This is a genomic window from Brevibacillus sp. 1238, assembly GCF_029892995.1.
GTDB lineage: Bacteria > Bacillota > Bacilli > Brevibacillales > Brevibacillaceae > Brevibacillus > Brevibacillus parabrevis.
The window spans coordinates 68,720-83,536 of sequence record NZ_JARXWC010000002.1 but is presented as its reverse complement, the minus strand read 5'-3'; the positions used below and the strand labels follow the sequence as shown (position 1 = coordinate 83,536).

The following is a 14,817-nucleotide window of genomic DNA, read 5'->3' as shown; positions in this document are numbered from 1 at the left end:
TGTGCAATGCTTCATGGGAAGGGTGATCAGAACATGTGTGGAATCGTAGGTTGGATTGATTGGGAAAAAGACCTTTCCCAGGAGCGTCCGGTACTCCAGCGAATGACGCAATGCCTCAAAGATCGCGGGCCAGATGCAGAAGGCTTTTGGCTGACTCCGCGCGCCGCCCTCGGCCATCGCCGCCTCGTCGTCGTAGACCCTGCCGGCGGGCAGCAGCCGATGACAGCTCTCAAAAGCGAACATGCCTGCACGATGATTTACAACGGTGAGCTGTACAACACGGAAGACCTCCGGCAAGAGCTGCTTGCTTGCGGTCATACTTTTCAGTCCCACTCCGACACCGAAGTGCTTTTGCACTGCTATCTCGAATGGGGCACGAACTGCCTTGCCAAGCTGAACGGTATTTTCGCTTTTGCGATCTGGGACGAACGGGCGCAGCGCCTGTTTGTCGCCCGCGACCGGATGGGAGTCAAACCGCTTTTTTACGCGCAAAGAGGCAGCTCTTTCTTGTTCGCCTCCGAACTCAAAGCACTGCTGGCGCATCCAGACGTCAAACCGGAGCTTTCGCGGGAAGGACTGGCGGAAGTGTTCGGCATCAGCCCCGCTCGCACCCCTGGTCACGGCGTCTTCCATCAAGTGCACGAGGTGCGGCCCGGCTGCTTTTTGACCGTAACGCGCGACCGTGTCAAACAGGAAACATACTGGCGGCTTGCGAGCCGTCCGCATACCGATGACTTGCCAACCACAGCGGCACGGGTCAGAGAGCTTGTCGTCGATTCGATCAAGCGGCAGCTCGTCGCGGACGTCCCTGTTGCCACGCTTTTGTCCGGCGGGCTTGATTCCAGCGTCATTACGGCGGTAGCCGCCGAGCATTTCAAGGAAACAGGCCGGGGAACGCTCCACAGCTACTCGATTGATTACGTGGACAACAACAAGCATTTTCAAGCGAGCTCTTTTCAGCCAAATGAAGATGCGCCTTACGTCCAGCTCGTGTCGCAATACTTGGGCACCCAGCACCATACGCTTGAGTTTGACACAGCCGAACTGGTCGATGCGCTGAAGGTAGCGACACTCGCCCGCGACCTGCCGGGAATGGCCGATGTCGACGCTTCCCTGTACTTGTTCTGCCGGGAAATCAAAAAAGAGACAACCGTCGTTCTCTCAGGAGAATGCGCGGATGAGGTATTTGGCGGCTATCCGTGGTTTTACCGCGAGGAGCTGCTGCATGCAGCGACATTCCCCTGGTCGCGGGCGGTCAAGGAACGGGCTTCGTGGCTGTCGCCCGAGCTGCGCGCCTGGGTCAAGCCGGAGGAGTACGTCGCGATGCGCTACGCGGAATCGCTGGACGAAGTGCCTCATCTGCCCAGTGAGGACCCGATTGAAGCACGGCGAAGAGAAATGTTTTACCTCAACATCACCTGGTTCATGAATACGCTCCTGGATCGCAAAGATCGGATGAGCATGGCTGCAAGCCTGGAAGCGCGCGTCCCTTTTTGCGATCACCGGATCGTGGAATACGTCTGGAATATCCCCTGGGAAATGAAAACGCACGGCAATCGCGAAAAAGGCATTCTGCGCAAAGCGATGGAGGGCATTTTGCCGGACGAAGTGCTGTACCGCAAAAAAAGCCCGTATCCGAAAACGCACAATCCTTCCTATACAAAAGCGGTTCGCACGTGGCTGCTCGACATTTTGAACGATCCCAGCTCCCCGCTGCTGCAACTGATTGACGTCCCGGTCATTCGCAAAATCGCCGAGTCGGACGCCCAGGCTTCCAGCATTCCGTTTTTCGGCCAGCTCATGAGCACGCCGCAGCTGTTCGCCTACCTCGGCCAAATGGATTACTGGCTGCGCGAATATCGCGTGACGATCAAGGCATAATCGTTTTTGGAAAAGGCAAAAGCTCCCCGAACCCCATCATCATGGGGTTTTGAGGAGCTTTTGCTTCCCTTTGCCTTTGCTTTTCCGCTTTGAGCTTGCTTCCGGCTTCACGGCTGGATTCAGCAACGGTTTCGGCGCTGCTTTTTTCGCCGCTGGCTTGGCAACAGGTTTTGCGACGGCTTTCGGTGCGGCTGCGGGAGCGACTGGCGGACGGTATCGCACATCCAGCTCACGACCGGATCGCTTCATGATCGTAAACGATTGCGTCTCCCCCGAACGGATCAACCGATAGTCTACTTTTGTCTTCTTTTCTCCCCCGACCAAAGTAGCGGCAATCGTCCGCTGATTCGGCAGATTGGCCTTTACTTGCAAGGATTGCACCGCGCAAGGTACGGAAGGGATGGTTCCACACGGGATGCACAGCTTTCCTTTGAGCAGCCGTAATTGGAGATTGCGGATCATCGTTTCTGTCAGCTGCTTTCCCCAATACCTGCGAAAAATGCGGGAGATTTTTCGCTTGGTGTTGTACTTATCCGGCAACGGCGTGTAATCGACGCCGTTCACGGTGTAGACAACCTTCCCTCGGGGCGAGGTGGCAATCTGCGTCCAGACTTGCTCGGCGGAACTGATAAACTGCTTGAACATACGCAATTCATCCAACGTTTTCACCCCCTCCATAAACCGTATGGAGAAGGGCTTATGCTAGTACGCCCTTTTACGCCCGATTTACCGCGCGATCCGGGCTACATCCACCCGTCCGGAGAAAAATGTCGCTCCACCGCCCATGTCGGCAATCCGATCCGGGGTCAACGCGTTCACGTAATGCTTGGACTCTGGTCCATCTGCCCACAAGCCTTGGCTGACCACCACGCCCGGCAGCACATTTTCGCCAACAGAGACAACCAGTTCGCATTCTCCGCGGTCATTCCACACCCGGACGGTATCCCCATCCTCAATCCCGACTTGCTGGGCGTCCGCCTGGTTCATGTGCAGCTTCGGTATTTTTTCCATCTTCATATGCTTCTCGTTGTTGGAAAACGTCGAGTTCAAAAAGTTATGGTTCGGCCCGGGCACGAACTGATACGGATAATCGCCGTCTTTTGCGAGCGGCGAGTAGGTCGGCAACGGCGGATACCCTCTGTCCGCCATCGTCTGCGAGTACAGCTCGATTTTTCCGCTCGGCGTGGACAGGCGGCCCGTAAAGTACGAGTCGACCTTGGCTTTGCGGTAGTTGTGCTCCACCAGCGACTCGAAGGTGATATCTTCCATATGCGGATTGCCGTGCCCTTCCAGCGCCTGGCGAATCATGTCTTCGTCGGAATCGCGGAAGGCAGGCTCCTCGTAGCCCATGGCGGCTGCCAACAACCGGAACAGCTCCGTATTGGACTTGCTCTCTTCATACGGGGCGAGGACGGGCTGTTGCAGCTGGATGTAATGGTGCCAGTAGCTCGTGTAGAAGTCCATGTTTTCGTAGGAAGACGTGGCGGGCAAAACGATATCCGCATACTTGGCTGTCTCGGTCAAAAACAGATCGTGCACGACCGTGAACAAATCTTCTCTTGCCAGCCCTTGTCTGACCTTGTTGCCTTCCGGTGCGACAAGAGCCGGGTTGCTCGTGTACACAAACAGCGACTTCACGGGAGGCTGTACCTCAAGCAGCACCTTGCCCAGTTCATTCATGTTGATGACTCTCGTGTTTTTGTTCGCTAACAAGTCGGGCCGTTGCACGGCGGTTTTGTTGTGTTCCAAAAAGCCTTTGTTCCCTTTGATCGCGCCGCCGCCCCGGACCAGCCACTGTCCGGTGAGCGCCGGCAGACAGGAAATCGCCCGGACGCACATTCCTCCGTTGTCATGATGCTGGATGCCGTTGCCAATGCGAATAAACGAAGGCGACGTCTCCCCATACCATCTGGCCAGCTTGTAAATATCGTCAACCGGAACGCCTGTAATGGCAGAGACTGTTGCCGGATCGTATGCCTTCACATGCTCTCGCAATTCTTCGTGTCCAACCGTATACGATTGCAAAAAGGCGGAATCAACCAAGTTTTCTGCAAACAACACATGCATCAGTCCCAAGGCCAGCGCCGTGTCCGTGCCCGGCAAGATCGGAATGAACCAGTCGGCCCAACGCCCTGTCTGGTTTTTGTGCACGTCGATGACGACGATCTTCGCGCCATTTTTCCGGGCTTGTTCAGCCAGGACTACCTGGTGCATGTTCGTGCTGACCGTGTTGATCCCCCACATGATCATCAGCTTGGCGTGAACGGTATCCTCCGGGTCGGTCCCGAAAGCTCCGCCCATCGTGTAGTTGTAGCCAACTCCGCCAGCACTGTTGCAAATCGTCCGGTCAAGCTGGCTCGCTCCCATCCGGTGGAAAAAGCGCCGATCCATTCCCTCCACATTGATTCTGCCCATGTTCCCGTAAAAGCTGTACGGCAAAATCGCCTCCGGTCCGTCTGTGGCAATCAGGCTGCGCCAGCGGGAGACGATCGTATCGATGGCTTCCTCCCAGCTGATGCGGACAAATTCGCCGCTGCCTTTTTTCCCGACCCGCTTGAGCGGATAGGCCAGACGCTTGGGATCATTCAATCGCGCCGCCATGTTGCGCACTTTGTTGCAAATGTTTCCTTTTGTCACAGGATGATTCGGATCGCCTACTACTTTGACCAGCTTGCCATCCTGCTTGTGAAGCAACAACCCGCATTGATCCGGGCAATCCAGCGAACAAACGGCTGGAAAAATCCCATTTTCCTCTGTCGTGAAGCTCACGGTCGATCCCTCTTTCGTCTGCGCTTTTTTCCTTCGATCCCTCACCCGAGCCTTTTTCCGTGTAAGCAGATCGAGAAACATACCTTTATCTTATCACAGAAGGTTGTCTTTTGCTCCTCCAAAGCACACTTGCCGCTGTGCCGCGCTTGCTTTTGGCATGCAAAAAGACCGCCCTCGCATGAAGGCGGTCTTTGCTTTTTAACCGGAACGTCGCCAAAGCTTGGCGCCTCCCGGTATTCCAATCATATCCAGCAGGAAATGCTGTAAGCCAGGTTCTGTCTCTCCCGTGCTTCAAACGGGCCAAGCCCTCGCACCAAGAGCGGTAGCCATCTATCTATGGCATCCAAAGATACCATCCGTCCCTTCCGTTTGGTTCCTTCAGGACGGTTCCCCTACCAAATTTGGGTTTCTCGCTCGCAGGGTTTACCGCGTTCCATCTTTTCTGTCGCCAGAAAAGCTACGTTTCTGTGGCACTTTCAGCGTACTCGGGCCTCAGAGAGAGCCCTTTCCACGCCGTCAGCAAAGCTTGCGCCTCACTGCCCTGGCTTGCGCCAGGTACGAACACTCCAAGCATCTCAGCTTGGGCGAGCCTGGACTTTCCTCTACCGCCAACCGCCGAAGCGATTGCGGCAGCGACTACCCACATTTCCCGCATTCACGAATCAGTACTACATACTCTATCACATGCGCCGTTTGCGGTCAACTAACAGAAGCTGGAATGTTCGCATTCGATCCAATCGCAAACCTGTAGTACAATAGAGAGGCTACAAGGAGGGTTGATTGTGATAAACATTACCTCGCAGGCGGCAGCGCGCCTTGCCCTGATGATTGCGGAAGAACACGACGCAGACAAGCTCGGAATCAAGCTTGTTCCAACCACGACCGGATGCGGCAGCTTCACCTACAGCATTGCCATTACCGAAGCGGACAAGCGCGACCAGATTGAGGAAATCAACAGCATCCGCTTCTTCTATCAACCGCAAGATGTGGACAAGCTGATTGGCACCGTCATTGACTGCGACCCTGTCACGGGGCGATTCTCGATTCATCATCCCCGTCCGCAAGAAAACAGCTGCACGCTTACTCACTGACCAGGAGGTTTTTATGCTACTGCTTCCCTTTGAAAACATCAAGCCTAACATTCATCCAACCGTTTTTCTGGCCAAAGGCTCTGTCGTAACAGGCGACGTTGAGATTGGCGAAGACTCTTCCATTTGGTACAACACCGTAATTCGCGGTGACATCGCGCCAACCGTGATCGGCAAACGGGTGAGCGTGCAGGACAACAGCACCTTGCACCAAAGCCCGAACAATCCGCTGATCCTCGAAGATGAAGTCACCGTCGGGCACAATGCCGTCCTGCACAGCTGCGTGGTGCGCCGCGGCGCGTTAATCGGGATGGGAGCGATCATTTTGGACCGGGCCGAAATCGGCGAAGAGGCGATGGTTGCCGCCGGAGCGCTCGTTCCTCCGGGAATGAAAGTGCCACCGCGCACGCTCGTCGTCGGCAATCCCGCGAAAGTAAAGCGCGAGCTGACCGAAGCCGACTTCAAGGAACTGGTGCGCATTCGCCAGTCCTATGTGGACAAAGGAAAAACGTACCGCCAGCTGGAAGAAAACCCGCTGGAGAGATAAAGCGAAAGGTCGAGGACAATGCGTATGCCCTCGACCTTTTTTATTTTGCAAATCGTCCCATCACGATCGTGCTGTAATAGTTGCCGTCTGATAACAGCTTGTCCTGTTTCAGCACGCCCTCTGTCTCAAAGCCAAGCCGTTGATACAGCTCAATCGCCTTTTCATTCGTCTCCAAAACTTGCAGCGTCATTTTTTTCACGCCCTGTTCATCTGCCCAGGCGATCGATTCTTGAAGCAGCTGCTTCCCGATGCCGTATCCCCAATATTCCTGCAAAACGCCTACGCCAAATTCAACCCGGTGCGCCAGTCGCTTGAGCGAGCTTCCTTGACAGCGCGAAAAGGCAACGATGCGACCGTTCGCCACCGCGACCAGGAACAGATTGCGCTCACTTTCCGAGTCAGCCCGGATCAATTCGCGAAAGGCAGCTTCATCCAGAAACCCCTCGCCTCGTTCTCTGTCCATATTTTCCGTTTCGCCATCGATTTGCAGTCGTACGGCTACCAGCTCGCTCGCGTCTTCCTCTTGGGCCGAACGAAGCGTATAAGCGAGTCCTTTTCCAGCAAAATCTCGCGGTGCTATTTTCATATCCCTCTGCCTCCTTCGTTGTCGTGACCAAAAAAGCCCCCTTTGCCCAGGAGGCTTGTTGCTTCTCACTTCTCTTTCCTTCTCATGCCGAGTGCTGCCGTTCCATATCGCGTATGTGCTCAAACAGCATGTAGGAGCGAATAGCCGTCTCCAGATGCAGCCGATCCGGTTCTTTCGTCGTAAAATGCTTTTGGAAAAAGGCCGAGAGCTTGTAAACAACTCCGCAATATTTGCGCACGTAGCGATCTCCGAACATTCCTACCAAAAGTCCGCCGACGCCGCAGACGATGCTCCACTCCATCGGCAAAAACCAGACAGAGAGCAGAAAGCCAACGAAAAACCAGACGACCAGATTAGTCGAGCAACCGTCATTGACGATGTCAGCCTTGGCAATTTGCGGCAAGGCGGCCAGCGATTTTCTTCCGGAATAGCTGAATACTTTATGTTCTGCACCGTGGAACTTTTTCATCATTTTTGGAAAAACAAAGTGAAAGCCGCCGATATAGACAGCCGCCCACATCGGGTCTACGACTGCCCAGGCCGGATGCACCAGAGCCGCCACTACATAGCAGGCGAGAAGCAAGTGAAAAAGCTGATAATACCAGGGAAAGGAGAAAAAAATACGATACCATAGCTTTCCAATCGTTTTGAGTGTGATTTTTTCCGCCCACATGTGGATAACGCCGTCTTTTACTTCCGCACAAGCCAGCACATTGCGATCGTGAAAAAGCACACCGCGCCCAAAAGACATCCCCATAATCATGTCGTTAGCTATTCTCCTTCCGCTCTAATGTCGTTATAATAGGTTGAGTTGTACGCAGAATGAAGGAGGTTTCCACAATTGATCCGCATGGTTCCAACAACACCACTAACACCGATACACGATCCATGGGAGCCGTTGTTTAATGCGACACCCCCCGCCTATAAATTGACCAGCGTCGAGTTTACTGTAACGAATCTGTGCAATCTCCGCTGCGAGCATTGTGCGGTTGGCGATACATTGCGATATAAAGACGATCCCGCTCTGCCTGTCGATCTCATCCTTCGTCGCCTGGACGAAGCCAAAGATTTGCTTACGCTAAGTATAACAGGCGGAGAACCGATGTACAGCGAACGAACTGTCAAGGAAGTCATCCAGCCCATCCTGCGCTACGCCGCGGATCGCGGGCTGCGGACCCAGATCAACTCCAACATGTCCATGCCCTTTTCCCGCTACGAACTGGTTTTGCCTTACATAGATGTCATGCATATTTCCTGGAACTGGTCTACCCCGGAGGAGTTTCATGATATTGTTTACGCAAAAGCCAGGCAGCCGGTTTCAGGCAAACAGGCAGAAGTGCAGTTTGAGCGGATGATGGACAACGCGCGCAAGCTCGCGGAGGCAGGCGTGTTTGTCTCGGCGGAGACGATGCTCAATCATCGCACCTGGCCCAAGCTGGAGACGCTCCATCGGCAAATCCAGGAAATGGGCAGCCGCAGACACGAAGTGCACCCGATGTACGCGAGTGACTTTGCCCGCGATCTCGACGTGCTTTCTCTCGATGAGCTGCGCCAGGCCATTCACCGGATGCTCGATGTCCGTAACGAAGATTTGTGGATGCTGTTCGGCACGCTGCCGTTTTTCGCTTGCAGTGCGGACGAAGCAGACAGGGCGTTGATCCAGCGGCTCCGTACGGCGAAAAATGTCACGACCCGCAACGATCCGGATGGTCGGAATCGCTTGAATATCAACATTTTTACGGGCGACGTGATCGTGACAGACTTCGGAGACGTGGAACCGCTCGGCAATATTCAAAAAGACGAGCTGCAACGCATGTTTGACACTTGGCAGGGACATTCCATGAACCAGAAAATCAACTGCTTCTGTCCAGCGGCCAAATGCGCAGGGCCAAACCTGCTCGTTGCCAACACTTACTACCCGGAGACGAATTTCACGATGCGCAAGGCACTCGTCTAGTTGGGCACGCTAAGACGAGAGGTGATGATCCATGAGCAGACGAAAACGTCCTCTCGTCCCGGGTGCCCAAGAAGGGCTGGATGCGTTGAAAGCACAAGTCGCCCATGTCGCTGACCCGAACCAGGCCAAGTACGAAGTGGCATCCGAGCTTCACGTCCCTTTGCAGCGCGGATACAACGGCCAGCTCACTTCGCACGATGCAGGCCGGATCGGCGGCAGACTGGGCGGCAGCATGGTCAAAGAAATGGTGCGGATGGCTGCGCAAGCGATGAAGCCAAAATCATAACAGTCTCACGCTTTGGGAACCCTGCCTTTTGATGAAATCAAGCGGCGGGGTTCTTTTTTTCGATTAGCCGCGCCTTGCCCAAAAGCAGACTGGCAGCCAGGCTGATGAGGATCAGGAGCATCCCGGAGAAAAACACTCCGTGCAAAGCCTCGCTGAATACTTGTTTACAAAAAAACCGCCCCGAGATTGGAGGCGGTTTTTTTGCTGTCCAGATTCATAGCTGGTCGTCATCTGAGTTTGTCGAGTTTTTTCGCACTCGGCTTCCGGGGCCCGAGCATCGTCTTGCTGATGCTGTTCACTTTGTGGAAGGAATCGAAGACTTGGTCGATCACTTCTACCAGCTCCCGAATTTGCACCACTTTCCCATAGACGCCCATGAAATGGTGTCTGACGTTTTTACCGTTGAAAAACCCTAGCATGGCCGCACCTCCTCGTAATCCTCTAGTACCACCTTATGCAGATCGGGGCCAAGAGGAAATGGCGAAGCGGGAATTTTCTTTGCCCCTTGCAAAGAAAGGATAGCCGGGCTATTTGTTCAATCAACGCGGACGCGGGGTCGCAGTTGGTCTAGGTGTCGGTCTGACGGTTGGTGTCGGCGGAGGTGCCGGGACAATTCGCTCCAGACGGGTTACGCGGGCTTCCAGGCGGTTCATGCGCGTCTCCAGGCGATCTACCCGATCGTCGAGCTTGGTATAATCGTCGCGCAACGCGTCCACCCGGTTTTCCACGCGAGTCAGTCTCCGCTCGACATCGCTTGTGGGGGCAGGTGTTGTACTGACGGGGATGTACAAGTTTTGACCCACGTAAATGTAGTACGGATAGGCAATGTTGTTCACTCGGATCAATTCCTGTACCGGCACGCCAAAGCGGGCCGCGATACTGTTCAATGTATCTCCCGCACGAACTGTGTAGTTCACGAATCTCACTCCTCCTATCGTTTCTTTGTTCGTTACTAACCTATGCCCGCCCGCAAGCAACGGAAATAAACCAATACCTATCTTTGCGAAAATGGTCATTCACCCAGTATATTCGCCGTGACAGGCTCGAAAAAACACGGCAAAGGCTAAAGACAGCCAGAGCCAAAAGCTCGGCGTACAGCGTACAGTCACGGCAAAAAAAGCAAAAAGCCCCCAGCGCACAATGCGGCGCCAGAGGCTTTTTTGGCTATCTCATTATTCTTATTTGAATACCGGTTCGGCAAATTGCGCCAATTTTTCCAGAGACGATTGCTCGACATCTGCGTGCAGGCTGTTTCCGTGCGAATCCATCGTGACAATCGCGGCGAAGCCTTTTACGCGCAAGTGCCACATCGCTTCCGGGATTCCAAATTCCATGAAGTCCACGCCTTCGACTTTTTCCAGGCACTCCGCATAATATTGCGCGGCACCGCCGATGGCATTCAGGTACACAGCGCCATGCTCATTCAACGCTTTCAACGTTTTTGCGCCCATTCCGCCTTTTCCGATAACAGCGCGGATTCCGAATTTCTTGATAATGTCACCCTGGTATGGCTCCTCGCGGATGGAGGTTGTCGGGCCAGCCGCTTTTACATGCCACTCGCCTGCTTCGTCTTTCAGCATTACCGGACCGCAATGGTAAATAATGCCCCCATTGAGGTCGACCGGACAGTCATGGTCCATCAGGTAGCTGTGCAAAGCGTCGCGGCCTGTGTGCATTTCCCCGTTGATGATGACCACGTCGCCCACTTTCAGGCTGCGGATTTGTTCCTCGGAAATCGGCGCTTGGAGCACAACCTCGCGGCGCTCTTCTGCCGCTTCGCTCGCCGCTGCGGTCGGAGCCAGATCCATTGCCACAGCTTCATCTTTGTACAGATAGCGCAAAATTTCGCCTGTTTCTGCATGCAGACGAACGCCTTGACGGCGGAATGCCCAGCAGTTGTAGGCGACGGAAACGAAAAAGCTTGCTGGCAGGCGATTTTCCACGCCCACCTTACAGCCGAGCAAAGTGGAGTTTCCGCCGAAGCCCATCGTACCGATGCCCAGTTGATTGGCTGTTTCCATAATGTAGTTTTCCAGGGCAGCCAACTCCGGGTTTGGATTGACATCGTCTACAGAACGGAACAGTTGATGCTTCGCCAGCGCATAGCCGGAGGTGCGATCGCCACCGATCCCTACGCCGATGAAGCCGGCGCTACAGCCTTGGCCTTGGGCTTGGTAAACAGCATGCAGGATGCACTTGCGCACGCCATCCAGGTTGCGGCCTGCTTTGCCCAGACCTTCCAGCTCACAGGGGAGGGAATATTGGATGTTCTTGTTCTCACAGCCGCCGCCTTTCAAGATCAGCTTGATTTCAACTTCATCCTCTTCCCATTGCTCGAAGTGAATGACAGGCGTACCTGGCCCCAGGTTGTCGCCGCTGTTTGCCCCTGTCAAAGAATCAACGGAGTTCGGACGCAGCTTGCCTGTTTTGGTCGCCTCTACAATCGCTTCCTTGATCGCTTTTTTGATCGTGAGCTGGTTAACGCCAATCGGAGTTTTCACTTCAAATGTCGGCATTCCCGTATCTTGGCAGATCGGAGAAACATTTTCTTCTGCCATGACGACGTTTTGCGCGATGGTGGACAAAGACAGTGCTGCCCGTGTTCCGAGATCTTCTTTTACCTTGGCAGCATTGACGGCGCGACGCACGTCTGGCGGCAAGTTCGTAGAAGTATCCGTGATCAGTTCCAGAATGCTTTGCTTCAAGTTTTCCATCTAAGACGCCCCTTTTGACGTAAGTGTGAATGGTAGCTTAAACCGCCTATTATTATAGCACACGCTCTCCCCCCTGTCCGTACACCGCTGGGCAAAGACTTCATCATCCGTGAAACGTTCTTGCCTTTTGCCACGTCTTACTACTGAATCCACATCCTGACCAGATAGAGAAACGGGGGATTGAAAATGAAGAGAAAAGCAGCCGGGCTGCTCGCGACAGTCATCGTGCTTTGCGCCATGCCGCTCTTGTTCCCGGCAGGCACGCTCCACGAGCCGACAGTGACTGCGGCCGCAGAAAAAGACGGATTGCCACTCGTCGGCAGCTACGGGCAATTGAAAAAGCTGCTCAAAGCAACGGAGTACAACTACGCCATCGCAGAATCGGCTTTAAGCATGCCAACAGCAGCCCCGATGTCGAAAGCGGTTGCGGACAATGCAGCAGCAGGTGCATCCCGCGATTTTTCGACGACGAACACGCAGGTACAAGGCGTAGATGAAGCCGACATCGTCAAAACCGACGGAACCTACCTGTACCAGTCGACGAACCGGGAAGTGCGAATCGTCAAGGCTTACCCTGCAACCGAGATGCATGTCGTGAGCAGAATCGGCTACGAAAACGGTTTGTTCACCCCGCTGGAAATGTTCGTCGACGATCGCAGGCTGATCGTGATCGGCCAGGCGAATGAAAGCGTCGAAATGGCCCCCCTCCCTGCTTCCAAGCGCGGCATTCCGTACTATCAAAACAATCAACTGGTCAAAGCGTTTGTCTACGACATTGCGGACAAAGCGCATCCTCGCCTGATCCGGCAGCTGGATGTGGAAGGCCAGTATTTGTCTTCCCGCAAAATCGGCGGCAGCTTGTACCTGACAGCGAACCGCTACATCGACACGTACCGGATTTTGCAGGAAAACAATGAACTGCCCGGCCCTGCCTATCGCGACAGCGCCTCGGGCGACAAGTTCCTGACAGTCCCGTATGACGACATCCGCTATTTTCCCGAAAACGTGCAGCCGAGTTACTTGATGGTCGCAGGCGTCAATCTCGACGATCCGAAGCAAAAAATGTCGCTGTCCGCCTATTTGGGGGCAGGCGAGAACATTTACGCCTCGCCAACGAGTCTGTATGTTGCCGTGACCGAACAAAAAGTGTTGCCGACGAAAATGAAGCAAGGAGAGTCAATCGCCCCTAGCTTCGCTCCGCCGCCCATGCAAACCGACACGACCATCTATCGCTTTGGCATGAACAACGGCCAAGTGACCTACGCAGCAAAAGGCAGCGTGCCGGGGCGCATCCTCAACCAGTTTTCCATGGATGAGTACGACGGCTATTTCCGGCTCGCGACGACGAGCGGGAACATTTGGCGCACCGATGAAAACACTTCGCAAAACAACGTCTACGTCCTCGACAGCAAGCTCAATCTGCACGGCAAGCTGGAAGGCGTCGCGCCTACCGAACGAATCTACTCGGTCCGGTTCATGGGCAAGCGCGCCTACATGGTCACTTTCAGAAACGTAGACCCGCTGTTTGTGCTGGATTTGTCGAAGCCCGCAGCACCCCGCATTTTGGGAGCGCTGAAAATTCCCGGCTACAGCGACTACTTGCACCCGTACGACGAGAATCACATTATCGGGTTTGGCAAGGAAGCCGAATCTGACAAGGACAGAGCCTATTACCAAGGGATGAAAATCGCGCTGTTCGATGTCAGCGACGTCAGCAAGCCAAAAGAAAAGTTCAAAACCGTGATTGGCGACAGAGGCACCGATTCCGAGCTTCTGTACAATCACAAGGCGCTGCTTTTCTCCAAAGAAAAGGAACTGCTCGCTTTCCCTGTCACTGTCTTTGAATTAACGGAGGAGCAAAAGCAAAGCCCGGACATACGCGATTACGGCCACTTCACCTTCCAGGGCGCCTACGTCTATCATCTCGATTTGGCCAAAGGCTTCACGTTGACCGACAAGATCACGCACCTGAGCCAAGAAGATTTGAACAAAGCTGGAGAAGGCTGGTACGAAAACAGCAAAAACATCAAACGCATCCTGACGATTGACCGCACGCTGTACACCGTCTCGGACGACATCCTCAAAACCCAGCAGCTTGACGGGTCAAAAGCAGGGCGGACACTCACTCTGACGAAATAAAGGGAATGGTCTGTCACCCGGACAGGTTCTGTGCTAAGATGGGGTAATAGAGGCAGCGCAAAAAGAGAGGGTGTCACTACGTGGAGTATTTGAGTCTTAATTTGACCTCGACACTGGCGGGTTTGGCAGCCGTGCTGTTGGTCATGTTCATTCGCCTGCACTGGCCCTTCCGTTTTCAATATATGGCGAATTTGTACAAACGCCGTTTGGATGTTCGGCTTAGCTGGTTGGAGGCTTCCTACCGAAAAAACCGTTCGCGTGCAGTAGCCATGCTGGATAAATCGACTCATGAAATTATGATTGGCAATTACGAACTGGCTGAAAAATATATTGTTTCCGGCATCAATGTGTGCAAGGAACGCCCTTCTTTGTTCAACCAAGCGATGATTCACTACTTGTTCTACAATTTGGCGGTCGTGTACTACTCTTCCGGCCGATACAACGAATCGCTCGAAGTGGCTTTCCGCATTTACCAGCGCGACCAGGGAATGACCGATTCTTTGGCGCTCATCGCCTGCTCGCACGCCAGACTGGGCGAAATCGAAAGCGCGCTGGAAGCGTACCAGTTGATCGCCAGCAAGCGCTCCGCCAAGGAATGGAAGCTGTTTTGCCTGGCTGAAATCGAGGCGGCCAAAGGGAATTACGAACACGCTTTGACCTATCTTCGCCAGCTGCTGGACAAATCGGCCAGCTCCTTGCACTTCAACCGTTCCGAGCTGGAAAAACGCCTGGAAGAGTGGCAAAAGGCATCGACCCACGTCAGCTAAACACGCCTTGCCGTTGCATGAATTTTACCAAACACCGCACATGATTCAGGTGTGCGGTTTTCTATTGCCGCCTTTTCGCCCCA

14 protein-coding genes and 1 other RNA gene are annotated in these 14,817 nt (G+C 54.2%); 7 read left to right on the top strand and 8 right to left on the bottom strand.

Annotation, left to right across the window (positions count from 1 at the left end):
- Positions 1-33: 33 nt before the first annotated feature.
- Positions 34-1,881, top strand: a complete 1,848-nt coding sequence (gene asnB, locus M2298_RS04200; protein ID WP_280648256.1) for an asparagine synthase (glutamine-hydrolyzing) — start codon at positions 34-36, stop codon at positions 1,879-1,881.
- A 39-nt stretch (positions 1,882-1,920) separates the two neighbouring features.
- On the opposite strand, the gene M2298_RS04195 is transcribed toward asnB, so the two are convergent.
- The 3 genes from M2298_RS04195 to rnpB form a co-directional block, all read right to left on the bottom strand.
- Complete coding sequence (locus M2298_RS04195; RefSeq protein WP_217021680.1) at positions 1,921-2,550, bottom strand: IseA DL-endopeptidase inhibitor family protein; 630 nt, start codon at positions 2,548-2,550, stop codon at positions 1,921-1,923.
- 57 nt (positions 2,551-2,607) lie between these two features.
- Positions 2,608-4,650: a molybdopterin-containing oxidoreductase family protein gene (locus M2298_RS04190; protein ID WP_274875196.1), complete on the bottom strand. Its 2,043-nt coding sequence runs from the start codon at positions 4,648-4,650 to the stop codon at positions 2,608-2,610.
- Positions 4,651-4,909: 259 nt separating this feature from the next.
- An RNA gene (gene rnpB / locus M2298_RS04185) (RNase P RNA component class B) lies at positions 4,910-5,298 on the bottom strand.
- A 134-nt stretch (positions 5,299-5,432) separates the two neighbouring features.
- Here rnpB and M2298_RS04180 point away from each other — a divergent pair.
- Both M2298_RS04180 and M2298_RS04175 read left to right on the top strand, forming a co-directional pair.
- Positions 5,433-5,741, top strand: a complete 309-nt coding sequence (locus M2298_RS04180; protein WP_122965696.1) for an iron-sulfur cluster biosynthesis family protein — start codon at positions 5,433-5,435, stop codon at positions 5,739-5,741.
- A 13-nt stretch (positions 5,742-5,754) separates the two neighbouring features.
- Positions 5,755-6,285: a gamma carbonic anhydrase gene (locus tag M2298_RS04175; protein WP_173595612.1), complete on the top strand. Its 531-nt coding sequence runs from the start codon at positions 5,755-5,757 to the stop codon at positions 6,283-6,285.
- Positions 6,286-6,325: 40 nt separating this feature from the next.
- Here M2298_RS04175 and M2298_RS04170 read toward each other — a convergent pair whose 3' ends face one another.
- Together M2298_RS04170 and M2298_RS04165 are read right to left on the bottom strand one after the other, a co-directional pair.
- Positions 6,326-6,871 (bottom strand): GNAT family N-acetyltransferase, encoded by a 546-nt coding sequence (locus M2298_RS04170; RefSeq protein ID WP_280648255.1) that lies wholly within the window; start codon positions 6,869-6,871, stop codon positions 6,326-6,328.
- Between the two features lie 82 nt (positions 6,872-6,953).
- Entirely contained in the window at positions 6,954-7,634 is a 681-nt protein-coding gene (locus M2298_RS04165; RefSeq protein ID WP_173595610.1) for a DUF1385 domain-containing protein, read from the bottom strand.
- 78 nt (positions 7,635-7,712) lie between these two features.
- On the opposite strand from M2298_RS04165, the gene yfkAB reads away from it, so the two are divergent.
- Positions 7,713-8,828: a radical SAM/CxCxxxxC motif protein YfkAB gene (gene yfkAB / locus M2298_RS04160; RefSeq protein WP_173595609.1), complete on the top strand. Its 1,116-nt coding sequence runs from the start codon at positions 7,713-7,715 to the stop codon at positions 8,826-8,828.
- A 31-nt stretch (positions 8,829-8,859) separates the two neighbouring features.
- Entirely contained in the window at positions 8,860-9,114 is a 255-nt protein-coding gene (locus M2298_RS04155; protein WP_280648254.1) for an alpha/beta-type small acid-soluble spore protein, read from the top strand.
- 227 nt (positions 9,115-9,341) lie between these two features.
- Here the strand turns inward: M2298_RS04155 and M2298_RS04150 are convergent, their stop codons facing one another.
- The 3 genes from M2298_RS04150 to M2298_RS04140 form a co-directional block, all read right to left on the bottom strand.
- Positions 9,342-9,533 (bottom strand): hypothetical protein, encoded by a 192-nt coding sequence (locus tag M2298_RS04150; protein ID WP_063227780.1) that lies wholly within the window; start codon positions 9,531-9,533, stop codon positions 9,342-9,344.
- A 120-nt stretch (positions 9,534-9,653) separates the two neighbouring features.
- Positions 9,654-10,031 (bottom strand): LysM peptidoglycan-binding domain-containing protein, encoded by a 378-nt coding sequence (locus tag M2298_RS04145; protein WP_122965689.1) that lies wholly within the window; start codon positions 10,029-10,031, stop codon positions 9,654-9,656.
- A 261-nt stretch (positions 10,032-10,292) separates the two neighbouring features.
- Positions 10,293-11,828, bottom strand: a complete 1,536-nt coding sequence (locus tag M2298_RS04140; RefSeq protein WP_280648253.1) for a fumarate hydratase — start codon at positions 11,826-11,828, stop codon at positions 10,293-10,295.
- Positions 11,829-12,014: 186 nt separating this feature from the next.
- Between M2298_RS04140 and M2298_RS04135 the strand changes: the two genes are divergently transcribed.
- Positions 12,015-13,967, top strand: a complete 1,953-nt coding sequence (locus M2298_RS04135) for a beta-propeller domain-containing protein (RefSeq protein WP_280648252.1) — start codon at positions 12,015-12,017, stop codon at positions 13,965-13,967.
- 80 nt (positions 13,968-14,047) lie between these two features.
- Positions 14,048-14,734: a tetratricopeptide repeat protein gene (locus M2298_RS04130; RefSeq protein WP_173595605.1), complete on the top strand. Its 687-nt coding sequence runs from the start codon at positions 14,048-14,050 to the stop codon at positions 14,732-14,734.
- Positions 14,735-14,817 lie beyond the last annotated feature (83 nt).